Raw genomic sequence first — 24,380 nt, 5'->3', positions numbered from 1 at the left:
CGGTCAACCTTCGTGACGCCGTGAGCCTGCGTGAGGGGGTGCGCCTGGTCCGTCGGCCCGCGTGAGGCCGTGCGCCTGGTCCGTCGGCCCGCGTGAGGCCGTGGGCCTGGTCCGTCGGCCCGCGTGAGGCCGTGCCGGCCCGGAGCGCCGCCGGCCCCGGCGGCCGAGGCACCTCACTCGCTGGGGACTTTGTCCTGCCGTGTCCGCGTCCTGCTGAGCCCTCGGTGACGGCGCAACTTCTCTCCGTTCGGGGGGTTTGATCATGAGTTCTTGACCAGACCGCCCCCGGAGACCTAGCCTCGCCATACAGGCTCACATTGCCCGACCAGCGCAGGCTAAGCGCACAACATAGATCGCGTAACAGAACAGCATCACTTTGGCCGTTCAGACGGCCTCTGGCACCAGCTCCGGACAGGCCGGTCCGGAGCCGGCGCGACAACTGCACCCGGCCGTCGACGATGCCAACCAGGGCACCGCCGACGGAGAAAGCTACCCACGGCCAGTCGCTCCGGTCGGGCGTCCAGAGCCGCAGGAGCGTGCCGTCGGCACGGTCCCTGCGGCGCCGACGTTCAGGGGAGGCGGCCATGGCGGGACGGCACAGGTTCACCGGTGGTCCGCGCGGAGTCCGGGCATGAGCGCCTTCGACACCGTACTGCTCGTCGCCGTGCTGCTCCTGACCCTCGTGGTCGCCGGCGCGATGGTGGTCGGCCTCCGGACGCTGCGCCGCATCGGCACGGCCCCCGCGGCGGCCGACCCGGCCTTCATCGCCGAGAAGGACCGGCAGGAGCAGTCCCTCGCCGCGTTACGCAGTGCGGCCGACGAGGCGAACAGCACCATCGACGTGGCGAAGTCGGCGGCCGCGGCGGCACGCGCGGAGGCCGCCGCCGCGAAGGCGGAGGCGAAGGCCGCCCGGGCCGAGGCTCGCCGGATGCTCGACGACGCGCGCGCCGAGGCCGACACGATCCTGGAGCGGGCCCACAAGCAGGCCGAGGCCGACGCGGAGCAGTTGCGGGCGACCGCGCGGCGCAGCGGCGAGCGGGAGGTGGCCGTGCTGGCCGCGACCACCCGTGAGCAGGCCGCCGAGGTGGAGCGGCGGGCCGCCCGGATGGACGAGCGGGAACGGCTGCACACCGAGGAGGTGGAGCGGCTCGCCGAGCGGGAGCGGCAGCTCACCGCCGCCAGCGCCGCCCTCGCGGCCCGGGAGGCCGCGCTGGACCAGCGGGAGGCCGAGCTGGCCGAGGCGGAGGAGCGGCGCCGCCGGGAGCTGGAACGGGTGGCCGGGCTCACCGCCGAGGCCGCCCGCGCCGAGCTGATCGAGGCCATCGAGTCCCAGGCCAAGCGGGAGGCGGCGCTGCTGGTCCGCGACATCGAGGCGGACGCCCGCAGCACCGCCGAGGAGCGCGCCCGGCACATCGTGGTGGACGCCATCCAGCGGGTGGCGAGCGAGCAGACCGCGGAGAGCGTGGTCAGCGTCCTGCACCTGCCCGGTGACGAGATGAAGGGCCGCATCATCGGCCGGGAGGGGCGCAACATCCGCGCCTTCGAGTCGGTGACCGGGGTGAACCTCATCATCGACGACACCCCCGAGGCGGTCCTGCTCTCCTGCTTCGACCCGGTCCGCCGCGAGGTCGGCCGGCTCACCCTGGAGAAGCTCGTCCTCGACGGGCGCATCCACCCGCACCGGATCGAGGAGGTCTACGACCTGGCACGGCAGGAGGTCGAGCAGCTCTGCCGCCGGGCCGCCGAGGACGCGCTCGTCGAGGTGGGGATCACCGAGATCCACCCGGAGCTGGTCACGCTGCTCGGCCGGTTGCGCTACCGGACGTCGTACGGGCAGAACGTGCTCAAGCACCTCGTCGAGACCGCCCACATCGCCGGCGTCATGGCCGCCGAACTGCGCCTGGACGTGCCCCTCATCAAGCGGTCGGCGTTCCTGCACGACATCGGCAAGGCGCTCACCCACGAGGTGGAGGGCAGCCACGCCATCATCGGCGCGGACCTGGCCCGCAAGTACGGCGAGAGCGAAGAGGTGGTGCACGCCATCGAGGCGCACCACAACGAGGTGCCGCCGCAGACCGTCGAGGCCGTGCTCACCCAGGCGTCCGACGCCTGCTCGGGCGGCCGGCCGGGCGCGCGGCGGGAGAGCCTCGAGGCGTACGTCAAGCGGCTGGAGCGGATCGAGGAGATCGCGGCCGGCAAGCTCGGCGTGGAGAAGGTCTTCGCCATGCAGGCGGGCCGCGAGATCCGGGTGATGGTCAAGCCGGAGGACGTCGACGACATCGGCGCGGCCGTGCTGGCCCGGGACGTGGCCAAGCAGATCGAGGAGGAGCTGACGTACCCCGGTCAGATCCGGGTGACCGTGGTCCGCGAGTCCCGGGTCACCGAGATCGCCCGCTGAGGCCGACCGCGACGAAGGGCCGCCCCCGACCGGGGGGCGGCCCTTCGTCGTACGGTCCGGGTCAGACGCCCTGGCCGCTGCTCTCGGCCTGGGACATGAGCGCCGCCGGCGGCGGGTTCTGCGCCGGGGTGCCGGCGGTCCTCCGGCCGCGGGAGAGCCGGCGCTGGACGTACTGGGCCAGCTTCGACAGCGAGTAGTTGACGGCGATGAACAGCACGGCGATCACCGCGTAGACCTGGATCGGGTTGTCCAGGGCGCCGATGATCTGCTTGCCGATGTTCAGGGTCTCCTCGTAGCTGATGATGAAGCCGAGCGAGGTGTCCTTGAGCACCACCACGAGCTGGCTGATGAGCGCCGGCAGCATGATCCGGAACGCCTGCGGCAGCAGGATCATCCGGGTGGTCTGGAACGGTGAGAGACCGATCGCCGCCGCGGCCTCGGCCTGCCCACCCGGCAGGCCCTCCATGCCGGAGCGGAGGATCTCGGCGATGACCACCGAGTTGTAGATGGTCAGGCCGATGACCAGGTACCAGAGCGTGTCGAAGGTGATCCCGAACTCGGGGAAGCCCCGGGCCACGAAGAAGATGGTGATCACGACGGGCAGGCCGCGGAACACCTCGACGCAGAAGCGCGTGACCGCCGACAGCAGCACGCTCAGGCCGCGCAGCAGGTACGACACGGGCGTCGCGAGCCCGGTGAACCGGCGCCGCGTGAGGCTCTTGAGCTGGATCCGCAGCACCGCGATCAGCGTGCCGACCACCAGCGAGGAGATGATGGCCAGCACCGCGGCGATCAGCGTGTTCTTCAGGCCGATGCCGATCCGGTCCCAGACGAGGGAGAAGTTCTCGTTGCCGGGGTCGACGAGCGGGCCCCACAGCTCCGACGTGAACTGGCCCTTCTCGTCGAGCGGACGGTAGATCAGGTAGTACACGCCGACCAGCACCAGGACGGCGGCCACCACGCTGCTGATCAGGGTGATCCGGCGCTGCCGGGGGCCGGGAACGTCGTAGAGGACGCTGTTCTGCTGGCTCATCGGGCCACCGCCTGCCGCTTCTCGATCCGGTCCAGAAGGGCGCCGAGGGGAACGGTCATGATCAGGTATCCGATCGAGATGCCGATGGCGACCGGCACGAAGGCGTAGCCCTCGGCCGAGGTGAGCTGGTCGGCGGTCGCCGACAGGTCGCCGACGACGCCGAAGAAGCCGATGAGCGCCGAGTTCTTGATCATTGCGATGATCACCGAGCCGAGCGGCACGACCGAGGCCTTCCAGGACTGCGGCAGCACCACGTACCGCAGGTTCTGACCGAAGGTGAGGCCCAGCGACCGGGCGGCCTCCGCCTGGCCGGCGGGAACGGCGTTCACGCCGGAGCGCAGCGCCTCGCAGACGAACGCCGCGGTGTAGAGCACGAGGGCGATCAGCGCGAACCGGAAGTACGGCAGGTCGGTGCCGAGCCGGGTGAAGATCGCATCGAGCCCGGGGATCCGGAGGAAGTCCGCGTTCGAGCCGAGGGCCGGCAGGCCGAACGCCGCGAAGAACATGACCACGGTCAGCGGCATGTTCCGGAAGACGGTCACGTACGCCGTGCCGACCGCCCGCAACGGCGGCACCGGGGAGATGCGCAGCACCGCCACGACGGCGCCCAGGATCAGGGCGCCGATCGCGGCGAGTACGCAGATCTGGAGGGTGAGCCAGAAGCCCCCCGCGAAGACGTCGAACTTGTCGATGAGCACACTCACGGGTCGGACTTCCTCCCCACCCTCCAGATCAACGGGTCAGATCAGTAGCGGTTGACGGCCGGCGGGTCGCCCAGCTCGGCGCCGAACTTGCCAGCGGTGTCGTCCCAGGCCTTCTTCCAGCTGCCGTCGGAGTAGGCCTTCTCCAGCGTGTCGTTGATGAAGTTACGGAAGTCGGTGTCTTCCTTCTTCACGCCGATGCCGTACGGCTCCTTGGTGAAGTTCTCACCGGCCAGCTTGAAGGACGCCTCGTCCTTGGCGATGTAGCCGAGCAGGATCACGTTGTCCGTGGTGACGGCGTCCACCTGGCCGCCCTTGAGGGCGTCCCGGCACTTGTCGTAGGTGTCGAAGAGCACCAACTGGGTGGCGACGTCCTTGACGTACTTCTTGATCTCCTCGGCCGGGGTCGAGCCGGTCACCGAGCAGACCTTCTTGGTGCCGTCCTTGAAGGAGTCCGGGCCCGTGATGGTGGTGTCGTCCTTCTTCACCAGGATGTTCTGGCCGGCCTCGTAGTACGGCCCCGCGAAGGCGATGCGCTCCTTGCGCTTGTCGTTGATCGTGTAGGTGGCCGCCACGAAGTCGACGGTGCCGTTGACGATGACGTCCTCACGGACCTTCGACGGGGTCTCCACCCACTCGATCTTGTCCTCGGGGATGCCGAGCTCCTTGACGATGATCTTGGCGACCTCGACGTCGAAGCCCTCCGGCTTGCCCGACAGGCCCTTGAGGCCGAAGCCCGGCTGGTCGAACTTGGTGCCGACCTTGATGGCCTGGGCCTTGTTCAGCCGCTCCATGGTGCTGCCGGCGGCGAACGACTTGGTCTCCCCGCCGCTGCCGGTGCCCTCGTCGGACCCGTTGTCGCCGCAGGCGACCAGCCCGAGGGCCAGGGTGGCGGCCGCCGCGACCGCCGCCATGCGCTTCATACGCATACTCATCTCCTTCTTGGACGAAACCCGCCGGGGGACGGCGCGCTCCTGGTGGACGCCTAGTGCGTGAGGATCTTGGAGAGGAAGTCCTTGGCCCGCTCGCTGCGGGGGTTGGCGAAGAACTCGGTCGGCGGCGCGTCCTCCACCAGCTGGCCGTCGGCCATGAAGATGACCCGGTTGGCCGCGTGCCGCGCGAAGCCCATCTCGTGGGTGACGACGACCATCGTCATGCCGTCGCGGGCCAGGGAGGTCATCACGTCGAGCACCTCGCCCACCATCTCGGGGTCGAGGGCGCTCGTGGGCTCGTCGAAGAGCATCGCCTTGGGCTGCATGGCCAGCGCGCGGGCGATGGCCGCCCGCTGCTGCTGACCGCCGGAGAGCTGGGCCGGGAACTTGTCCGCCTGGTTGGCGATGCCGACGCGGTCGAGCAGCGCCATGGCGCGCTCGCGGGCCGCCGCCGGCTTCTCCTTGCGGACCTTGATCGGGCCGAGGGTGACGTTCTCGAGGATGGTCTTGTGCGCGAAGAGGTTGAACGACTGGAAGACCATGCCGACCTCGCTGCGCAGCTTCGCGAGGGCCTTGCCCTCGGCCGGCAGCGGCTGCCCGTCGAAGGTGATCGTGCCCGAGTTGATCGGCTCCAGGCGGTTGATCGTCCGGCACAGCGTCGACTTGCCGGAGCCGGACGGGCCGATCACCACGACGACCTCACCGCGGCCGACCGAGAGTGAGACGTCGTCCAGCACGTGCAGCGGCCCGAACCACTTGTTGACCGAGTCCAGCACGATGAGCGGTTCGCCCGTCGTCACGTCGTCCACCGTCCCTGTCGTCTCGCGGATCGGGTCTGTCGACCCCTGGTTGGGCAACTGTAGGCGGCCGGTTGTGGCGGAATGCAACTCGGTTGGTCACGGAGCGGTAACACCCACGGTGCCGGGTGCGGAGAGTCCGATTTCGACCCCGAAACGGGCGCGTGATGGTGGCGGCTCTGCGCCCATCGGGGCGATCATGGGGGAATGACCGAACCGGTACGCCTCACCCGGTACGCCCGCGGTGGCGGATGCGCCTGCAAGATCCCGCCGGGCGAGCTGGAGGCGATGGTTTCCGGTCTCGGCCCCGCCACCGGTGACGCGGACCTGCTGGTCGGACTCGACCACGGTGACGACGCCGCGGTGGTCCGCCTCGACGAGCGGACCGGCGTCGTGAGCACCGCCGACTTCTTCACCCCCGTCGTGGACGACGCGTACGACTGGGGGCGCATCGCCGCGGCCAACGCGCTCTCCGACGTGTACGCCATGGGCGGCACCCCGCTGGTGGCCCTGAACCTGCTCTGCTGGCCCCGCGACGTGCTGCCCATGGAGCTGGCGCGGGAGGTCCTGCGGGGCGGGCAGGACGTGGCCCGCGACGCCGCCTGCCACCTGGCGGGAGGTCACAGCGTCGACGACGACGGCCCCAAGTACGGGCTCGCGGTCACCGGGGTGGTCCGCCCCGAGGACCTGATCACGCTCGACGCGGGCCGGCCCGGGCTGCCGCTCTCGCTCACCAAGCCGCTCGGCGTCGGGGTGCTGAACACCCGGCACAAGGCCACCGGTGAGCGTTTCCCGGAGGCGGTGGCCACGATGAGCGCCCTGAACCGGGACGCCGCCCGCGCCGCGGTCGCGGCGGGGATCCGCTGCGGCACCGACGTGACGGGCTTCGGACTGCTGGGTCACGCCTCGAAGCTGGCCCGGGCCAGCGGGCTGACCGTGGCGATCGACGCGGCCCGGGTGCCGTACCTCGCCGGAGCCCGCGAGGCGGTGCGCGACGGGTACGTGAGCGGCGGCAGCCGCCGCAACCTGGACTGGGTGACCCCGTGGACCGACTTCGGTGCCGTGGGGGAGGACGAACGGCTGCTGCTGGCCGACGCGCAGACCTCCGGCGGGCTGCTGGTGGCCGGGGAGCTGCCGGGCGCGCCGGTGGTGGGGGAACTCCTGCCCCGCGGCGAGCACCTGGTGGTCGTCCGCTGAGGGACGGGTGGCGGGGCGCACGCGCCGCGCCCGGGGATCCCGCTGCGTGATTTGTGGCACCATACCCGATAAACTGTCACTTTCCCGCTACTCCCAGCGATGTGGGGGCGGGAAAATTTGCCCGGAATGGTCACAGACCGGTAACTTGCCCCCGGCTGAGGTCAAATGCACCGCACCATCGTCAGTAAGGCCCGATCCGGAGGCCGGTGGGACGAACGCAGCGAGGAGGCGGCATGACCGAGCTGTGGAACTGGAGAATCGACCAGGTACGACCCGTGGAGGTCTACCCGGCACTGGCCGAGGCGCTCGGCCGGGTGGTGATGCCCCTCGCGATCGCCGACCCGGCTCGCCTGCCGGCGTACGCGGTGGTCTGCGACGTCTGGCAGGCGCCCGGGGAGTTCGCCACGATCGTGGACTGCTACGGCGTGCCGGACCAGCTCTCCGAGCACGCCAGCATCGCCGCGCTCGCCCGGCTGCTGGACCGCAACTGCCTGCTGCGCGACGACACCCTCGACGCCGGCCGGCACCTGCTCGTCTCCCCCGACGGCACCATCCGGCCGGTGCACTTCGACGTGCGGGAGACCGACGACGGCGAGGAGCTGCGCAACCAGCGCCTCTGCACCGAGGCCGACCCCGGCTGCCGCGGCTGGTCCCAGTGTCACCGCTCCCGGTGGGCCCCCGACACGGTCGCGCCGGCGCTCGCGGCGGCCTGACCGGCGCGCGGCGCCGCGCCCCCGCGCACGACGAGCTGGTCGAGCAGGGTCGCGGTGGCCTCCGCCACGGCGGCCACCGCCGCCTCGAACGCGGCGGCGTTGTGCGCGGCGGGCGTACGGAAACCGGAGATCTTCCGGACGTACTGCAACGCCGCGGCCCGGACGTCCTCGTCGGTCACCTGCTCGGTGTACGGCTCACGCAGGGTCTTGATGCTCCGGCACACGGCTCCTCCTCGGTTCCGGTCGATCCGGTGGGCCCGGATACGCTGTCCTGGTCATGACTACCGCAGCGGCGGGCAGCCCGCGTACCTACCAGGTGCGGACGTACGGCTGCCAGATGAACGTGCACGACTCGGAGCGCATCTCCGGGCTGCTGGAGCAGGCCGGATACGTCCGGGCCGCCGAGGCCGACGAGCACCCGGACGTGGTGGTGTTCAACACCTGCGCGGTCCGGGAGAACGCCGACAACCGGCTCTACGGCAACCTCGGTCATCTGCGCCCCGTCAAGGAGAAGCACCCCGGGATGCAGATCGCCGTGGGCGGCTGCCTGGCCCAGAAGGACCGCGGCGACATCGTCCGCAAGGCGCCCTGGGTGGACGTGGTCTTCGGGACGCACAACATCGGCTCGCTGCCGGTGCTGCTCGAACGGGCCCGGCACAACACCGCCGCCGAGGTGGAGATCCTCGAGTCGCTGGAGGTCTTCCCCTCGACGCTGCCGACCCGCCGCGAGTCGACGTACGCCGGTTGGGTGTCGATCTCGGTGGGCTGCAACAACACCTGCACGTTCTGCATCGTGCCCTCCCTGCGCGGCAAGGAGAAGGACCGCCGCCCCGGGGACATCCTCTCCGAGGTGCGGGCGCTGGTCGACGAGGGCGTGCTGGAGGTGACCCTGCTCGGGCAGAACGTCAACTCCTACGGCGTCGAGTTCGGCGACCGGCTCGCGTTCGGCAAGCTGCTGCGGGCCTGCGGCGACATCGACGGCCTGGAGCGGGTGCGGTTCACGAGCCCGCACCCGAAGGACTTCACCGACGACGTGATCGCCGCCATGGCCGAGACGCCCAACGTCTGCCACTCGCTGCACATGCCGTTGCAGTCCGGCTCCGACGCCGTGCTGCGCGCCATGCGCCGGTCGTACCGGGCCGAGCGCTACCTCGGGATCATCGAGAAGGTCCGGGCGGCCATGCCGGACGCGGCCATCACCACCGACATCATCGTGGGCTTCCCCGGCGAGACCGAGGCCGACTTCGAGCGCACCCTCGACGTGGTACGCGAGGCCCGCTTCGCCTCGGCCTTCACCTTCCAGTACTCCAAGCGCCCCGGCACCCCCGCCGCCACGATGGACGGCCAGCTGCCCAAGCAGGTCGTGCAGGAGCGGTACGAGCGGCTCATCGCCTGCGTCGAGGAGATCACCTGGGCGGAGAACCGGAAGCTGGTCGGCGAGACCGTCGAGGTGCTCGTGGCCGTCGGTGAGGGCCGCAAGGACGAGCGGACGGGGCGGATGTCCGGCCGGGCCCGGGACGGACGGCTCGTCCACTTCGACGCGGGCTCCCTCGCCGGGCAGATCCGCCCCGGCGACGTCGTGCACACCACCGTCACGTACGCCGCCCCGCACCACCTCAACGCCGACGGCGAGCCGCTGTCGCACCGGCGTACCCGGGCCGGCGACGCCGCCGAGGCGGGGCGTACGCCCCGTACGCCAGGTGTGCTGCTGGGGCTGCCCACGATCGGCGCGCCGGCCGCCACGCCCGCACCCACCTCGGGCTGCGCCGCGCACTGACCCGCCGGCGCAAGATCGCGCTGTAAGCAGGATGTAGTGCCTTCGCCAGCGCGCGGAGGCCACTACTTCGTGGATCGTGCACGATCTTGGGCCCTCGAACCGGGCGCGGAGACGACGGAGCCCCGGTCCCGTCCGGGACCGGGGCTCCCACACCTCGGGTCAGCCCGACTGCTCGGCCAGCTGGAGAAACTGCCGCTTCGTCGCGAGGGCCTGCTCGGCCTCCCGGATCCGCCGGGCGTCGCCGGCGGCCTGCGCCCGCGCCAGCCGGTCCTCCGCCTCGGCGACCTGCGCCCGCATCTGGGCGAGCAGCGGGTTGTCCTCCTTGGACGTACGCCGCCACGCCGAGTCCATGACCTCGCGGACCTTCTCGTCGACGGCCCGCAGCCGGCGCTCCAGCCCGGCGGCCGCCTCGCGGGGCACCCGGCCCGCCTCGTGCCACTGGGCCTGGATCTCCCGCAGCTTCGCCTGGGCGCCCTTCGGGTCGCCCTCGACGTCGAGCGCCTCGGCCTCGGCGAGCAGGGCCTGCTTGCGCTCCAGGTTGGCGCGCTGCTCGTTGTCCCGCGCCGAGAACACCTCGCTGCGGCGGGTGAAGAACTCGTCCTGCGCGGCCCGGAACCGTTCCCACAGCCGCTGCTCGGCCTCCTTGGAGGCGCGGGGCGCCGCCTTCCAGCGCGACATCAGGTCCTTGAGCTGGTTGGCCGTGGCCGCCCAGTCGGTGGAGTCCTTCAGCTTCTCCGCCTCGGTAACCAGCTCCTCCTTGACGGCCTGCGCCTGCTTGCGCTGCGCGTCCAGGGACGCGAAGTGGGCGCCCCGGCGGCGGGTGAAGCCGTCGCGGGCGGCGGCGAAACGCTTCCACAGCTCGCCGTCGGTCTTCTTGTCGACGCCCCGGATGGTCTTCCACTCGTCGAGGATCTCCTTGAGGCGGTCCCCGGCGGTCTTCCAGCCCGTCGACTCGGCGGCCAGCTTCTCGGCCTCCTCGACCAGCGCCGTCTTGCGGGCCAGCGCCTCGGCGCGTGCCGCGTCCCGCGCCGCGCGGGCCTCGCCGGCCTTCTCCTCGGCCAGGGCCGCGAGCCGGTCCAGCCGTGCGGCCAGCCCGTCGATGTCGCCGACCACGTGCGCCTCGGCGAGGGAGGCCCGGATCCGGCGGATCGTGCTCAGCGAGTGGCCGGCGTCCGCCGCGCCCGAGTTGAGACGGGCCTCGGTCAGGTCCACCTCGGTCACCAGATCGGCGAAGCGGCGCGCGAAGTGTGCCAGCCCCTCCTCCGGTGCTCCGGCCTGCCAGGATCCGACCACCCGCTCGCCCTCGGCGGTCTTGACGTACACGGTGCCGTCCGCGTCCACCCGTCCGAAGGCAGTCCAGTCGCTCATGTGCCCATCCTCGTTCTCCCGGCGTCGGGGGAACCGTCCCCCGAGCGCCGCCACGGCGCAGCCAAGTTTCTCCCCGGCATTGTCACAGGTACGACCCCGTCCCCGTCGAGCGCCTATCGCCGACCGTGACCATACGGTGTCCTACCGCCCGGGTGACCGGATCGGCGCGTGGACGCACCGGGGTGTCCCGCTACCGTGAACGGGTGCCACTGGTCGCCGCCGCCGTCTGCCCCCACCCGCCCCTGCTCGTGCCCGAGGTGGCCGGTGCCGCCGCACCGGAGCTGGACGACCTCCGGGCCGCCTGCGACGCCGCCGTGGCCCGGCTGCTGTCCGCCGGACCGGACACCGTGGTGCTGGTCGGGGACGGGCCGGAGACCGGCTGGGTCCCGTCGCCGGCCACCGGCTCGTTGCAGCCGTGGGGTGTCGACCTGGCCGTCCCCCTGAGCCCGGGCCAGCCGGACCGGGGCGCGGTGCTGCCGCTGAGCCTCACCCTGGGCGCCTGGCTGCTCGCCCGCCACGAGGTGCGGGTGCCGGTCGCCGCCGCCCAGGTCGCCGCCGACACCGCCGGGGCCGGGCTGCGCGACCTCGCCGCGCGGGTGTCGGAGCGCGGCACGCGGGTCGCGCTGCTGGCCATGGGGGACGGGACGGCCTGCCGGGGCGAGAAGGCGCCCGGCTACCACGACCCGCGCGCGCAGGCGTACGACGAATCGGTGGCGGCGGCCCTGGCCGCGGCGGACGCCGACGCCCTCCTCGACCTGGACCCGGCGCTGTCCGCGGAGCTGCGGGTGGCGGGTCGCGCGACCTGGCAGGTGCTCGCCGCCGCCGCCCGCGCGGCGGGGGGCGACTGGCGGGGTGACCTGCTCCACCACACGGCCCCGTACGGCGTCGCCTACCTCGTGGCGACCTGGACCCGCGGATGACCGGCACCGTCGTGGCCGTGGTCGGGCCGACCGCGGCGGGCAAGTCGGCGCTGAGCATCGCCCTCGCGCACGCCCTCGACGGCGAGGTGGTCAACGCCGACTCGATGCAGCTCTACCGGGGCATGGACATCGGCACCGCCAAGCTCACCCCGGCCGAGCGGGAGGGGGTGCCGCACCACCTGCTGGACATCTGGGACGTCACCGAGCCGGCCAGCGTCGCGGAGTACCAGCGGCTCGCCCGCGCGGCCGTCGACGGCATCCTGGCCCGGGGGCGGGTGCCACTGCTGGTCGGCGGCTCGGGGCTCTACGTCCGGGCGGTGCTGGAGCAGTTCGAGTTTCCCGGCACCGACCCGGCGATCCGGGAGCGGCTGGAGCGGGAGCTCGCCGAGGTCGGCCCGGCCCCCCTGTACGCGCGGCTGCGCGCCGCCGACCCCGCTGCCGCCGCGGGCATCCTGCCCGGCAACGGCCGGCGCATCGTCCGGGCGCTCGAGGTGATCGAGCTGACCGGGGCGCCGTTCACGGCGTCGCTGCCGGAGCCCACCCCGTACTACCCGTCGGTGCAGATCGGCGTGGACCTCGACACGGAATTGCTGGACGAGCGGATCGCCCGGCGGGTCGACCGGATGTGGGCCGACGGCCTGGTCGCCGAGACCCGCGAGCTGGTCGGCCGGGGCCTGCCCGACGGGCGTACGGCGAGCCGCGCGCTCGGCTACCAGCAGGTGCTGCGGTTCCTCGCCGGCGAGCTGACCGAGACCGAGGCGTACGAGGAGACGATCCGCGCCACCCGGCGCTTCGTCCGACGGCAGCGTTCCTGGTTCCGCCGGGACCCCCGGATCCACTGGCTCGACTCGGCCGACCCCGGCCTGGTGGCCGAGGCCGTGCGGGTGGCGACGTCCGCTGCGCGATGATGGGGGCGTGGAGTTCACCAAGGGGCACGGCACCGGCAACGACTTCGTGATCCTGCCCGACCCGGACGGCGCGCTCGACCTCACCCTGGGGCTGGTCGCGGCGCTGTGCGACCGGCGGCGGGGGATCGGCGCGGACGGCGTGCTGCGGGTCGTCCGGGCCGCCAAGCACCCGGAGGGAGCCGCGCTGGCCGGCGAGGCCGAGTGGTTCATGGACTACTGGAACGCCGACGGCTCGCTCGCCGAGATGTGCGGCAACGGCGCGCGGGTGTTCGTCCGCTACCTCCTCGACACCGGGCTGGCCGAGCCCTCGGAGGCCGCGCTGCCCGTGGCGACGCGGGCCGGCGTGGTGCGGGCCCGGATCGAGGGGGAGGACGTCGCCGTCGAGATGCGCCGCCCCCGGCTGTACGACGCGTCGACGGCCACCCTCGGTGGGCTCACCCTGGCCGGCACCGCCGTGGACGTGGGCAACCCGCACCTCGTGTGCCCGCTGCCCGCCGGGCTGGACCTGCCGGCGCTCGACCTGGGCCGGGCGCCCGAGGTGGACGCCGCGGTCTTCCCCGCCGGCGTGAACGTCGAGTTCACCGCCCCCGGCGCGCCGGTGGCGGGCGCCGACGGGCACGTGCTGATGCGGGTCTACGAGCGGGGCTCGGCGGAGACGCTCTCCTGCGGCACGGGCGCGTGCGCGGTGGGCGCGGTGGCGCTGCGCGACGCGGGGCGTGACACCGGGGTCGTCGCCGTCGACGTGCCCGGGGGCCGCCTCACGGTGACGGTGACCGAGGACTCCTGCTGGCTCTCCGGCCCCGCCGTCCTGGTCGCCACCGGCCAGGTCACCGCCCCAACCCTGCACCCCTGACCCATGCCCTGACCCCGCCGGGTCACCCCGTCGATCTTGCACTTTCGGCCCCTGGATCGCGTGGAATGCGGCTTTTGCCGGGGCAGAAAGTGCAAGATCGCGGGGAGGGGTCCCCGGGGGGCCCGGGGCCCCCGGGGAGGGGTCCGCGCGGGGCCCGGGATTTACGGCGTGGCGGAGGCTTCGGCGGCGATCTCGGGGAGGTCGGCCGGGCCGGCGTCACCGGCCGGAGCGGGCGCCGCGGCCGGGTTCTGCGCGGCCGCGCGTACGGCGGCGGCCACCGCGGGGGCCACCCGGGCGTCGAAGACGCTCGGCACGATTACCGTCGGGTTGATCTTGTCCTCGCCGACGACGTCCGCGATGGCCTGCGCCGCCGCGATCGCCATCTCCTCGGTGAACTCCTCCGCGTGCGCGTCGAGCATGCCGCGGAACACACCGGGGAAGGCCAGCACGTTGTTGATCTGGTTGGGCTGGTCCGACCGGCCGGTGGCGACCACCGCGGCGTGCTTGCGCGCCTCCCGCGGGTCGACCTCCGGGTCGGGGTTGGCGAGCGCGAACACGATCGCGTCCTTCGCCATGGTGGCGATGTCCTCGCCGGTGAGCAGGTTTGGGGCGCTCACCCCGATGAAGACGTCCGCGCCCTGGATGGCGCCGGCGAGGTCACCGGAGTAGTTCTCCTTGTTGGTGTTCTCGGCCAGCCACTGCCAGGCCGGGTTCAGCCCGGTCTGGCCGCGGTGCAGGGCGCCCTGCCGGTCGTACGCGATGATGTCGCCCACGCCCTGACGCAGCAGCAGCTTCATGATCGCCGTGCCGGCGGCGCCGGCGCCGGAGACCACGACCCGGACGTCCGTGAGCTGCTTGCCCACCACCCGCAGCGCGTTGGTGAGCGCGGCCAGCACGCAGATCGCGGTGCCGTGCTGGTCGTCGTGGAAGACGGGGATGTCGAGCGCCTCACGCAGCCGCGCCTCGATCTCGAAGCAGCGCGGCGCGGCGATGTCCTCCAGGTTGATCCCGCCGTACGCGGGGGCGATCGCCTTGACGATAGAGACGATCTCGTCGGTGTCCTGGGTGTCGAGCACCACCGGCCAGGCGTCCACGCCGCCGAAGCGCTTGAACAGCGCCGCCTTGCCCTCCATGACGGGCAGCGCCGCGGCCGGGCCGAGGTTCCCGAGGCCCAGCACGGCCGAACCGTCGCTGACCACCGCCACGGTGTTGCGCTTTATGGTCAGCCGCCGCGCGTCCGCCGGGTTCTCGGCGATGGCCTGGCACACACGGGCCACACCGGGGGTGTACGCGCGGGACAGCTCGTCGCGGGTCCGCAGGGCGACCTTCGAGCTGACCTCGATCTTCCCGCCGAGGTGCAGCAGGAACGTGCGGTCGGAGACCTTGCGCACGTCCACCCCGTCGAGGGCGCTGAGCGCCTGGACGACCTGGTCGGCGTGGCTCGCGTCGGCGGTGTCGCAGGTGAGGTCGACGATCACGTTGGTCGGGTCGGAGTCGACCACGTCCAGCGCGGTCACGATCGCCCCGGCCTCCCCGACGGAGGTGGTCAGCCGCCCGATCGACGACGCGTCCGCCGGTACGGCGATCCGGATCGTGATCGAGAATCCGGCACTCGGAAGTCGGGTGATGGCCACAGGTTCCTCCGTCAGCGCTGAGCGGCTCGACTGGCATTTCTACTCGCCCACCCGGCTCGGCCGGCATCCGGCCCCGCTACCGGTGGGTACGACCACGGGCATAACGCAGGTGCGCCGCGCGTTGTCACATGTCAGGATTGCTCGGTAACCGGCAGAACGGACAGGAGATCGGCTTGCGCGACCAGGACACCGTCGTCGTCCCCGTTGAGGACGAGGAGCTCGACGCCACCACCGGCGAGTTCGAGCTGTCGGAGCGGCAGGCGCTGCGGCGGGTCCCCGGCCTCTCCACCGAGCTCACCGACATCACCGAGGTCGAGTACCGCCAGCTCCGCCTGGAGCGGGTGGTGCTCGTGGGCGTCTGGACCGAGGGCACGCAGACCGACGCCGAGAACTCCCTCACCGAGCTGGCCGCGCTGGCCGAGACCGCCGGCTCCCAGGTGCTCGAGGGGCTCATCCAGCGGCGCGACCGTCCCGACCCGGCGACGTACATCGGTCGGGGCAAGGTCGACGACCTGGGCTCCGTCGTGCTCGCCACCGGCGCCGACACGGTCATCTGCGACGGTGAGCTCTCCCCGTCGCAGCTGCGCAACCTCGAACAGCGGACCAAGGTCAAGGTCGTCGACCGTACGGCGCTGATCCTCGACATCTTCGCCCAGCACGCGAAGAGCAAGGAGGGCAAGGCGCAGGTCGAGCTGGCCCAGCTGGAGTACCTGCTGCCCCGCCTGCGCGGTTGGGGCGAGACGCTCTCCCGGCAGACCGGCGGTAGCGCCCGCGTGGGCGGCGCCGGCGGCGGTGTGGGTCTGCGTGGTCCCGGTGAGACGAAGCTCGAAACCGACCGGCGCCGGATCCGCACGCGGATCGCCCGGCTGCGTCGCGAGATCAAGGGCATGCGCACCGTACGCCAGACCAAGCGTGCCCGCCGCTCCCGCAACGCGGTGCCGGCCGTGGCCATCGCCGGTTACACCAACGCCGGCAAGTCGAGCCTGCTCAACCGCCTGACCGGCGCGGGTGTGCTGGTCGAGAACGCGCTGTTCGCCACCCTCGACCCGACCACCCGCAGGGCGACCACGAGCGACGGGCGTGTCTACACGCTCTCCGACACGGTGGGCTTCGTCCGGCACCTGCCGCACCAGATCGTCGAGGCGTTCCGCTCGACGCTGGAGGAGGTCGCCGAGGCCGACCTGGTGGTTCACGTCGTCGACGGCACCCACCCGGATCCGGAGGAGCAGGTCCGGGCGGTACGCGAGGTGCTCGCCGAGGTGGGCGCCGACCGGCTTCCCGAGCTGCTGGTGGTCAACAAGATCGACGCCACGGACGAGGAGACGCTGCTGCGGCTGAAGCGGCTCTGGCCGGAGGCGGTCTTCGTCTCGGCCCGCTCCGGGCGGGGGATCGACGACCTGCGCGACGTCATCGAGACGCGGCTGCCGCGGCCCGCGGTGGAGGTGCGTGCGGTGCTGCCGTACGACCGGGGTGACCTGGTCGCCCGGGTGCACCGCCTCGGCGAGGTGCTCAGCACGGCCCACCTGCCCGAGGGCACGCTGCTGCACGTGCGCGTGAACCAGCCGCTCGCCGCCGAGCTGGCCCCGTACGCGCAGGCGGCCGTCGCCGGGGCCTGACCCCGGCCGGCGTGCCGGCCTGACATCGCCGGCGTGAGCCTGGCGTGCCGGCCTGACCCGGGCGGCGTGAGCCCCGCGTACCCGCCTGACACCACCGGCGTGAGCCCGGCGTGCCGGGGTTGCCCCCCGGCCGGCGTACCGGCCTGAGCCGGCTGGCGTGACCCGCCGGAAACCCCGGGCATGCGACACTTGCGCAATGCGCCGCGCTGTTTCCTCGGTCACGGTCGCCCTCGGGCTCGTCGGCGTCACCGTGGCACTCACCGGAGCCGCCGCCCTGGCGGCCCCCGCTCCGGCAGCTCCCGCTCCCGGCGAACCGCAGCCCGGCAAGAAGCGGTGCACCATCACCGACGAGCGGCTGCGCGAGATCTCCGGGCTCGTGGCGACGAACAGCGGCTACATCGTGATCAACGACGGCACCGAGGTCGAGTCGCGTAAGCGGGTCTTCTACCTGGACAACAAGTGCAAGATCTCCAAGGATCCGGTGCCCTACTCCGGTGAGGGCCCGTTCGACACGGAGGACCTGGCGCTCTCGCCCGACCGCAAGACGCTGTGGATCGCCGACACCGGTGACAACCCCATGTCGGAGGAGCGCCGCAAGCGCGTGGCGGTCTGGACCATGCCGGTGAGCGGCTCCAAGGAGCCCGTCCTGCACCGCCTCTCGTACCCGGAGGGGAAGCCGCACGACGCCGAGGCACTGCTGGTCGGCGACGACAAGCTACCGCTGATCATCACGAAGGTGATCTCGGGCAAGGCGGAGATCTACCGTCCGACGGCGGCGCTCAAGAACGGCGCCACCGAGCCGGTGCCGATGGAGAAGGTCGGCGAGATCACGCTGCCGAAGACGCAGACGGACAACCCGCTCAACACGTTCGGCCGGGTCGCGATCACCGGTGCGGCCCGCTCCCCGGACGGCAGCAGGGTGGTGCTGCGCACGTACGCCGACGCCTTCGAGTTCGACGTCACCGGCGGTGACATCGTCGGGGCGCTCACCACCGGCAAGCCGCGGGTAACCCCGCTGTCCGACCCGTTCGGCGAGGCGATCGCCTACACGCCCGACGGGAAGACCTTCCTCACCGTCTCGGACGTCGCGCAGCTCGGCGACGACGAGCTCGACGTGAACATCCTCGCCTACACGCCGTCGACGAGCACGGCGGCGCCGATCGCCGACGACCACGAGGGCGGGCAGGCGGCCGGCCGGTCGTGGTTCGACGAGCTGAGTCTCCAGGACATCACCTACCTGATCGCCGCGGTCGGCGTGATCGGTGTGGTGCTGGTCGGCATCGGCATCTTCGGCATCCTCCGGACCCGCCGCAAGCGGGCGGCCGGTGAGGATCCGGACGGCCCGGACGGTGTCGACGACCGGCCGAGCGGCTTCGTGGAGGCCGACGCTCCCGTGAGCGACGGTCCGCGGGGCGGTGTCTACGGCGGTGCCCCGAGCAACGGCGCCGTGTACGGCGGAGGCCCGGCGCGCGGGGGTGCTCCGCCCGCCGGGGGCCCGGCCCGCGGCGGCGCGCCCGCCGGTGGAGGCGTCTACGGCGGCGGTCGACCGGCCGGCGGCACGGGAGGCGTGTACGGCGGTGCGCGGCCGCCCAGCGGCGGCGGTGGCCGCCCGAGCGGCGGTGGTGGTGTCTACGGCGGCAACGGCCGGCCGGCGGGCGGCGGTCGCCCCGCCGGTGGCGGTGGGCGGCCTGCCGGCGGCGGTGGGCGCCCCGCGGGCGGTGGGGTCTACGGCGGTGGCCAGCCCGGCGGCGGTGGCGTGTACGGCGGAGGCCGTGCGGAGCCGCCGCCCCGACGGGGTGGGCCCGGGCCGGAGCCGGACTATCGGGGCCAGCGGGGCGGTCGCCGGCGAGACGACGACATCGACCCGTACGGCCAGTACCCGGGTGGGGGCCGCGGCTACCGGGGCGACCGATACTGATCGCCGCGTGCGGGCGCGGGTTCGCCCGTGGAGCCCTCGGTGCGGGTGACCACCGGGCGTGGCCACCCGCCCGTGGTCAGATGCGCCGCAGCACCGCCACGACACGCCCCATGATGGTCGCGTCGTCGCCGGGGATCGGGTCGAAGGCCGGGTTCTGGGGCATCAGCCACACGTGCCCGTCGCGGCGGCGGTAGGTCTTGACGGTGGCCTCGCCGTCGAGCATGGCCGCCACGATGTCGCCCGACTCGGCGGTCGGCTGCTGCCGCACGACGACCCAGTCGCCGTCGCAGATGGCCGCGTCGAGCATCGAGTCGCCCTTGACCTGGAGCATGAAGACCTCACCCTCGCCGACCAGCTCGCGGGGGAGCGGGAAGACGTCCTCCACCGCCTGCTCGGCGAGGATCGGGCCGCCGGCGGCGATCCGGCCGAGCATCGGCACGTACGCCGGGGTGGGCCGCTGGGCGCGGGCCAGCTCGTCGTCGACCAGGTCGCCGGGGGCGCGGACGTCCACGGCGCGCGGCCGGTTGGGGTCGCGGCGCAGGAAGCCCTTCTTCTCCAGCTCCTTCAGCTGGTAGGCGACGCTGGACGGGGACACCAACCCGACCGCCTCGCCGATCTCCCGCACGCTCGGCGGGTAGCCGTGCCGGTCGACCCAGGTGCGGATGAACTCCAGGATCCGCCGCTGCCGGGCGGTCAGGTCGACCGTCGCCGGATCGGGGAAGGTGCTGACCACCGGGGTGACCGGGCGTACGGCGGGCTGCGCCGCCCGGGTGCGCGCGGTGCCCCGGCGCCGAGTGGCCGGCGGACCCGCCTCGGCGAGCTGCTGCGGGTTCTTCGGCCGGCTGGCCCGGTCCTCGGTCACGTCCGTCCTCCCTGTCGGCGCTGGGTGCCCCCGGCGCCCCCTGTTGCGTGCGGTGATGCCGGTGTGCTTTCTGGTGCGGCGGATCCCGCCGCGACCGGTTGTTCCTGACCGTATAGGTGAGATCGGTCATTTTCAAACATCTGTACGACCTCTCACCGGCGTGTCGCGGGGAAAACCGAAACGTTCGTACTCCCGTTCTGATAAATGGTACGTCGGTTGGCACGCGTGTTCGAATGCTCGTGGTCGGCGGGACCGGCCGATCGGGCGAGCCTGGCCGGCGAAGCGGTAACCACGGGCCGGTCCGCCCGTTGGGTTCACCGGCGGGTCGGCGGGCTCGGCCCGCCGGGCCGGACGGGGGTGGATCGGCGTGCCGGCGGGGTCGGACGGCGGGTCGGACGGGCGGGGATCGACCGGGATCGGGAGTGACACGCGGGACACGCCGTCGACTTGACCGGGGTCCGCCGGGGGCATACGGTCGACCCCTAGATGTAGTAGTCACATGGGCGTAAGTTGCCTATAGGTTGGGTTCGACTACCGACCGCACTCCCGTACAGTGACGCGGCGGGGGCCATCGGACGATGGCGACGCCGCGGTCTCGCGTTGCCCGGGAACGGCTCGGGTCGAGCGCGGGCGATCAAGGAGGTCAGCGATGCGGTGTCCGTACTGCCGGCACGCCGACTCTCGCGTGGTCGACTCGCGGGAGGCCGACGACGGCCAGCTCATCCGGCGGCGGCGCGCCTGCCCGGAGTGCGGCAAGCGGTTCACCACGGTCGAGGAGGCCGTCCTGGCGGTCGTCAAGCGCAGTGGGGTGACCGAGCCGTTCAGCCGGACGAAGATCATCGGTGGGGTGCGCAAGGCGTGCCAGGGCCGGCCCGTCGACGAGGACGCCATCGCGCTGCTCGCCCAGCGGGTGGAGGAGACGATCCGGGCCAAGGGCGCCGCCGAGATCCCCAGCCACGAGGTGGGGCTCGCGATCCTGGGCCCGTTGCGGGACCTGGACGAGGTGGCGTACCTGCGGTTCGCCAGCGTCTACCGGTCCTTCGACTCGCTCGCCGACTTCGAGCGCGAGATCGAGTCGTTGCGGGCCGCGGCGCGCGCCCGCGAGAACGGCGGGGCGGACGCGGTCGAGGCCGCCGCCCGCGCGCACTGATTCTTCGGTTTCTGTCAGATTGGGACGCGCGGTGGGTGACCGCGCAGACGAGGGGGGCGACGGCGTGACGACAAGCAGGTCGCGGAGCAAGGCAGGCGCGGGCCTGAAGATCGAGCGGGTCTGGACGACGGAGGGGGTCCACCCGTACGACGAGGTCACGTGGGAGCGCCGGGACGTCGTGATGACGAACTGGCGGGACGGCTCGATCAACTTCGAGCAGCGCGGGGTGGAGTTCCCCGAGTCGTGGAGCGTCAACGCGGCGAACATCGTGACCACCAAGTACTTCCGGGGCGCGGTGGGGACCCCGGAGCGGGAGTGGTCGCTCAAGCAGCTGATCGACCGGGTGGTCACCACCTACCGGACGGCCGGCGAGGAGTACGGCTACTTCGCGAGCCCGGCCGACGCGGAGATCTTCGCCCACGAGCTGACCTGGATGCTGCTGCACCAGGTGTTCAGCTTCAACTCGCCGGTCTGGTTCAACGTGGGCACGCCGTCGCCGCAGCAGGTCAGCGCGTGCTTCATCCTCTCGGTCGACGACTCGATGGACTCGATCCTCGACTGGTACAAGGAGGAGGGGCTGATCTTCAAGGGCGGTTCCGGCTCCGGCGTGAACCTGTCCCGGATCCGCTCCTCCAAGGAGCTGCTCTCCTCCGGCGGCACCGCCTCCGGCCCGGTGAGCTTCATGCGGGGCGCCGACGCGAGCGCCGGCACCATCAAGTCCGGCGGCGCGACCCGGCGGGCGGCCAAGATGGTCATCCTCGACGTGGACCACCCGGACATTGAGGAGTTCGTGCTCACCAAGGCGCGCGAGGAGGACAAGATCCGCGCGCTGCGGGACGCCGGCTTCGACATGGACCTGGGCGGCGCCGACATCGTCAGCGTCCAGTACCAGAACGCCAACAACTCCGTCCGCGTCTCCGACGAGTTCATGAACGCCGTGGAGAACGGCGGCACCTTCGACCTGCGCGGCCGGCTCGACGGCGCGGTCATCGACACCGTCGACGCCAAGAAGCTCTTCCGCACCATCGCCCAGGCCGCGTGGGAGTGCGCCGACCCCGGCCTCCAGTACGACGACACGATCAACGACTGGCACACCTGCCCGGAGACCGGGCGGATCACCGCGTCGAACCCGTGCTCGGAGTACCTGCACCTGGACAACTCCTCCTGCAACCTGGCGTCGCTCAACCTCATGAAGTTCCTCCGCGCCGACGGGGGCTTCGAGGTGGAGAAGTTCGTGAGGTCGGTCGAGCTGGTCATCACGGCCATGGACATCTCGATCTGCTTCGCCGACTTCCCGACCGAGAAGATCGGTGAGACCACGCGGGCCTACCGGCAGCTGGGCATCGGCTACGCCAACCTGGGCGCGCTGCTGATGGCCTCCGGCCTGCCGTACGACTCGGACCAGGGCCGCTCGCTCGCCGCGGCGATCACCTCGCTGATGACCGGCACCGCGTACCGCCGTTCGGCGGAGCTGGCCGGCATCGTCGGCCCGTACGACGGCTACGCCCGCAACGCCGAGCCGCACAAGCGGGTCATGCGCAAGCACGCGGCCGCCAACGACGAGATCAAGCCGGCCGGCACCGTGGCCACCGCCATCCAGCGGGAGGCCACGAAGCAGTGGACCCTCGGTAACAAGATCGGCGACAAGTACGGCTGGCGGAACTCGCAGGCCAGCGTGCTGGCGCCCACCGGCACCATCGGCCTCATGATGGACTGCGACACCACCGGTGTGGAGCCGGACCTGGCGCTGGTCAAGTTCAAGAAGCTGGTCGGCGGCGGCTCCATGCAGATCGTCAACCAGACCGTGCCGCGCGCCCTGCGCAGCCTCGGCTACCCCGAGGAGCAGGTCGAGGCGATCGTCGAGCACATCGCCGACCACGGCCACGTGGTGGACGCCCCCGGCCTCAAGCCGGAGCACTACGCGGTCTTCGACTGCGCGATGGGTGAGCGCTCGATCGCCCCGATGGGGCACGTACGGATGATGGCGGCCATCCAGCCGTTCATCTCCGGCGCCATCTCCAAGACGGTCAACATGCCGGAGCAGGCCACCGTCGAGGACGTCGAGAAGATCTACTTCGAGGGCTGGAAGCTCGGCCTCAAGGCCCTGGCGATCTACCGCGACAACTGCAAGGTCGGCCAGCCGCTCTCGGTCGCCAAGTCGAACAAGGCGACCACGGAGACCACCGAGACCGCCGAGCCGGAGAAGGTCGTCGAGAAGGTCGTCGAGTACCGCCCGGTGCGCAAGCGCCTGCCGAAGAAGCGCCCGTCGCAGACGATCTCCTTCTCGGTCGGCGGCGCCGAGGGCTACCTCACCGCGTCGTCCTACCCGGACGACGGCCTCGGCGAGGTCTTCCTCAAGATGTCGAAGCAGGGCTCGACCCTGGCCGGCGTGATGGACGCCTTCTCGGTGGCCATCTCCATCGGTCTCCAGTACGGCGTCCCGCTGGAGACGTACGTCAGCAAGTTCACCAACATGCGCTTCGAGCCGGCCGGCATGACCGACGACCCGGACGTGCGCATGGCCGCCTCGGTGATGGACTACATCTTCCGGCGGCTGGCACTGGACTTCCTGCCGTACGAGCGCCGCGCGGAGCTGGGCATCTTCACGGCCAAGGAGCGGGCCGCCCAGCTCGCGGCCGAGGCGGAGGCGGAGGCCAACGGTGCGGACCTCACCGCGATGGCCGCCTCCGCCCCGGTCGAGACCAAGCCGGAGGAGCCGAAGACCGGCCCGGTCGCCCAGCCGGCGCAGGAGACCGCCGACGTGGCCGCCGCCAAGCCGGCCCCGTCGGTCGGTTCCAGCACCGAACTGCTGGAGGCCGTGATGGGCAAGGCCGCCGACGCGCCGCTCTGCTTCACCTGCGGTACGAAGATGCGCCCCGCCGGTAGCTGCTACGTCTGCGAGGGCTGCGGCTCCACCAGCGGCTGCAGCTGACGTACGCGCCACACGCTGCCCCGATCCCGGTCACGGGGTCGGGGCAGCGCGCGTCTGGCGACGGGACGACTCACTGCCTCCGAGTCGTATCGCCCGTCCGGCACGCGGTGCCACCGATGAGTTCCGGGTCTCCGGTCGGTCCTACTGACAACCGACCGCTCAGGAGACGCGAATGCCCTCGATCCAGCCCGTCGTCAGCACGCCCGACCTTCCCCGCCTGCGCACCTTCTACGAGACGGTGCTCGGTGCGACGCAGACCTTCCGCGTGCCCGACGAGGGCCCGGAGTTCTACGTCGAGCTGCGGATCGGGGAGACCGTGCTCGGCCTCGTCCAGAGGGACGACACCCAGATCGGCGCGCCGGTGCGGATCATCCTCAGCGCCGAGGTTCCCGACGTCGACGCGCTGCTGCCCACTGTCGAGTCGGCCGGCGGCACCGTGCCCGGACAGCCCAACGACATGCCGTGGGGCCAGCGGGTCGCGCATGTGCTCGACCCCGACGGCAACATGCTCAACCTGACCCGGTGGCTCTAGAGGACAGGCTCACCGTTGACGGGCCCCTCCGCGATCTTGCACTTTCTGCCCTGGCAAACGGGGACACATGCCGCGAATCGCGGGCCGAAACTGCAAGATCGCGGGGTCAGGATCAGCCCTGCGGCGCCGACATCGGCGA

20 protein-coding genes are annotated in these 24,380 nt (G+C 72.0%); 12 read left to right on the top strand and 8 right to left on the bottom strand.

Translation table 11 applies throughout. From position 1 onward, the window contains the following. Window positions 1–631: 631 nt before the first annotated feature. Complete coding sequence (gene rny, locus D7I43_RS27845) at window positions 632–2,398, top strand: ribonuclease Y (protein ID WP_120331552.1); 1,767 nt, start codon at window positions 632–634, stop codon at window positions 2,396–2,398. A 61-nt stretch (window positions 2,399–2,459) separates the two neighbouring features. On the opposite strand, the gene D7I43_RS27840 is transcribed toward rny, so the two are convergent. Genes D7I43_RS27840 through D7I43_RS27825 form a run of 4 tightly spaced genes read right to left on the bottom strand, consistent with a single transcriptional unit; the run spans window position 2,460 to window position 5,873 of the window. Further along, window positions 2,460–3,431: an amino acid ABC transporter permease gene (locus D7I43_RS27840; RefSeq protein ID WP_120331551.1), complete on the bottom strand. Its 972-nt coding sequence runs from the start codon at window positions 3,429–3,431 to the stop codon at window positions 2,460–2,462. Next, window positions 3,428–4,135, bottom strand: a complete 708-nt coding sequence (locus D7I43_RS27835; protein WP_120331550.1) for an amino acid ABC transporter permease — start codon at window positions 4,133–4,135, stop codon at window positions 3,428–3,430. The genes D7I43_RS27840 and D7I43_RS27835 overlap by 4 nt, the downstream gene beginning before the upstream one ends. A gap of 41 nt (window positions 4,136–4,176) precedes the next feature. Then, on the bottom strand, window positions 4,177–5,061 hold the full coding sequence (locus D7I43_RS27830; RefSeq protein WP_120331549.1) for a glutamate ABC transporter substrate-binding protein: 885 nt from the start codon (window positions 5,059–5,061) through the stop codon (window positions 4,177–4,179). Window positions 5,062–5,117: 56 nt separating this feature from the next. Further along, complete coding sequence (locus D7I43_RS27825; RefSeq protein WP_120331548.1) at window positions 5,118–5,873, bottom strand: amino acid ABC transporter ATP-binding protein; 756 nt, start codon at window positions 5,871–5,873, stop codon at window positions 5,118–5,120. A 195-nt stretch (window positions 5,874–6,068) separates the two neighbouring features. Between D7I43_RS27825 and selD the strand changes: the two genes are divergently transcribed. Together selD and D7I43_RS27815 are read left to right on the top strand one after the other, a co-directional pair. Beyond that, window positions 6,069–7,058: a selenide, water dikinase SelD gene (selD, locus tag D7I43_RS27820; protein WP_120331547.1), complete on the top strand. Its 990-nt coding sequence runs from the start codon at window positions 6,069–6,071 to the stop codon at window positions 7,056–7,058. A 233-nt stretch (window positions 7,059–7,291) separates the two neighbouring features. Next, window positions 7,292–7,771: a hypothetical protein gene (locus tag D7I43_RS27815; RefSeq protein WP_120331546.1), complete on the top strand. Its 480-nt coding sequence runs from the start codon at window positions 7,292–7,294 to the stop codon at window positions 7,769–7,771. Here the strand turns inward: D7I43_RS27815 and D7I43_RS27810 are convergent. Next, window positions 7,717–7,995: a DUF2277 family protein gene (locus D7I43_RS27810; RefSeq protein ID WP_120331545.1), complete on the bottom strand. Its 279-nt coding sequence runs from the start codon at window positions 7,993–7,995 to the stop codon at window positions 7,717–7,719. The two genes, D7I43_RS27815 and D7I43_RS27810, sit on opposite strands and share 55 nt — an antisense overlap. Window positions 7,996–8,048: 53 nt before the next feature. On the opposite strand from D7I43_RS27810, the gene miaB reads away from it, so the two are divergent. Next, window positions 8,049–9,548, top strand: a complete 1,500-nt coding sequence (miaB, locus tag D7I43_RS27805) for a tRNA (N6-isopentenyl adenosine(37)-C2)-methylthiotransferase MiaB (protein WP_120331544.1) — start codon at window positions 8,049–8,051, stop codon at window positions 9,546–9,548. Window positions 9,549–9,707: 159 nt separating this feature from the next. Here the strand turns inward: miaB and D7I43_RS27800 are convergent, their stop codons facing one another. After that, entirely contained in the window at window positions 9,708–10,916 is a 1,209-nt protein-coding gene (locus D7I43_RS27800) for a DUF349 domain-containing protein (RefSeq protein ID WP_120331543.1), read from the bottom strand. A 203-nt stretch (window positions 10,917–11,119) separates the two neighbouring features. On the opposite strand from D7I43_RS27800, the gene D7I43_RS27795 reads away from it, so the two are divergent. Genes D7I43_RS27795 through dapF form a run of 3 tightly spaced genes read left to right on the top strand, consistent with a single transcriptional unit; the run spans window position 11,120 to window position 13,597 of the window. Next, window positions 11,120–11,836: a class III extradiol ring-cleavage dioxygenase family protein gene (locus D7I43_RS27795; protein ID WP_120331599.1), complete on the top strand. Its 717-nt coding sequence runs from the start codon at window positions 11,120–11,122 to the stop codon at window positions 11,834–11,836. Further along, window positions 11,833–12,744, top strand: coding sequence for a tRNA (adenosine(37)-N6)-dimethylallyltransferase MiaA (gene miaA / locus D7I43_RS27790; RefSeq protein WP_120331542.1), 912 nt, complete (start codon window positions 11,833–11,835; stop codon window positions 12,742–12,744). The genes D7I43_RS27795 and miaA overlap by 4 nt, the downstream gene beginning before the upstream one ends. Before the next feature lie 7 nt (window positions 12,745–12,751). After that, window positions 12,752–13,597 (top strand): diaminopimelate epimerase, encoded by an 846-nt coding sequence (gene dapF / locus D7I43_RS27785; protein ID WP_120331541.1) that lies wholly within the window; start codon window positions 12,752–12,754, stop codon window positions 13,595–13,597. A 161-nt stretch (window positions 13,598–13,758) separates the two neighbouring features. On the opposite strand, the gene D7I43_RS27780 is transcribed toward dapF, so the two are convergent. Next, window positions 13,759–15,231 carry an NAD-dependent malic enzyme gene (locus D7I43_RS27780; protein WP_120331540.1) on the bottom strand — a complete coding sequence of 491 codons (1,473 nt, stop codon included), beginning with the start codon at window positions 15,229–15,231 and terminating at the stop codon, window positions 13,759–13,761. A 128-nt stretch (window positions 15,232–15,359) separates the two neighbouring features. Between D7I43_RS27780 and hflX the strand changes: the two genes are divergently transcribed. Beyond that, entirely contained in the window at window positions 15,360–16,847 is a 1,488-nt protein-coding gene (gene hflX / locus D7I43_RS27775; RefSeq protein WP_396843396.1) for a GTPase HflX, read from the top strand. 196 nt (window positions 16,848–17,043) lie between these two features. Next, the gene (locus tag D7I43_RS32840) at window positions 17,044–18,765 is read left to right on the top strand and encodes a hypothetical protein (protein ID WP_158610162.1); all 1,722 of its coding nucleotides are present in this window, start codon (window positions 17,044–17,046) and stop codon (window positions 18,763–18,765) included. Between the two features lie 76 nt (window positions 18,766–18,841). On the opposite strand, the gene lexA is transcribed toward D7I43_RS32840, so the two are convergent. After that, complete coding sequence (lexA, locus tag D7I43_RS27765) at window positions 18,842–19,627, bottom strand: transcriptional repressor LexA (RefSeq protein ID WP_120331539.1); 786 nt, start codon at window positions 19,625–19,627, stop codon at window positions 18,842–18,844. Window positions 19,628–20,276: 649 nt separating this feature from the next. Between lexA and nrdR the strand changes: the two genes are divergently transcribed. From nrdR to D7I43_RS27750, 3 genes are all read left to right on the top strand, one after another. Then, complete coding sequence (nrdR, locus tag D7I43_RS27760; RefSeq protein WP_120331538.1) at window positions 20,277–20,777, top strand: transcriptional regulator NrdR; 501 nt, start codon at window positions 20,277–20,279, stop codon at window positions 20,775–20,777. A 31-nt stretch (window positions 20,778–20,808) separates the two neighbouring features. Continuing rightward, window positions 20,809–23,709 (top strand): vitamin B12-dependent ribonucleotide reductase, encoded by a 2,901-nt coding sequence (locus D7I43_RS27755; RefSeq protein WP_120331537.1) that lies wholly within the window; start codon window positions 20,809–20,811, stop codon window positions 23,707–23,709. Between the two features lie 172 nt (window positions 23,710–23,881). Further along, a complete protein-coding gene (locus tag D7I43_RS27750; RefSeq protein ID WP_120331536.1) occupies window positions 23,882–24,241 on the top strand; it encodes a VOC family protein in 360 nt (119 codons plus the stop codon). Window positions 24,242–24,380 lie beyond the last annotated feature (139 nt).

Source organism: Micromonospora globbae, from assembly GCF_003610785.1.
Lineage (GTDB): Bacteria > Actinomycetota > Actinomycetes > Mycobacteriales > Micromonosporaceae > Micromonospora > Micromonospora globbae.
The sequence above is the reverse complement of the archived record's forward strand: the minus strand, read 5'-3'. Positions and strand labels throughout refer to the sequence as shown.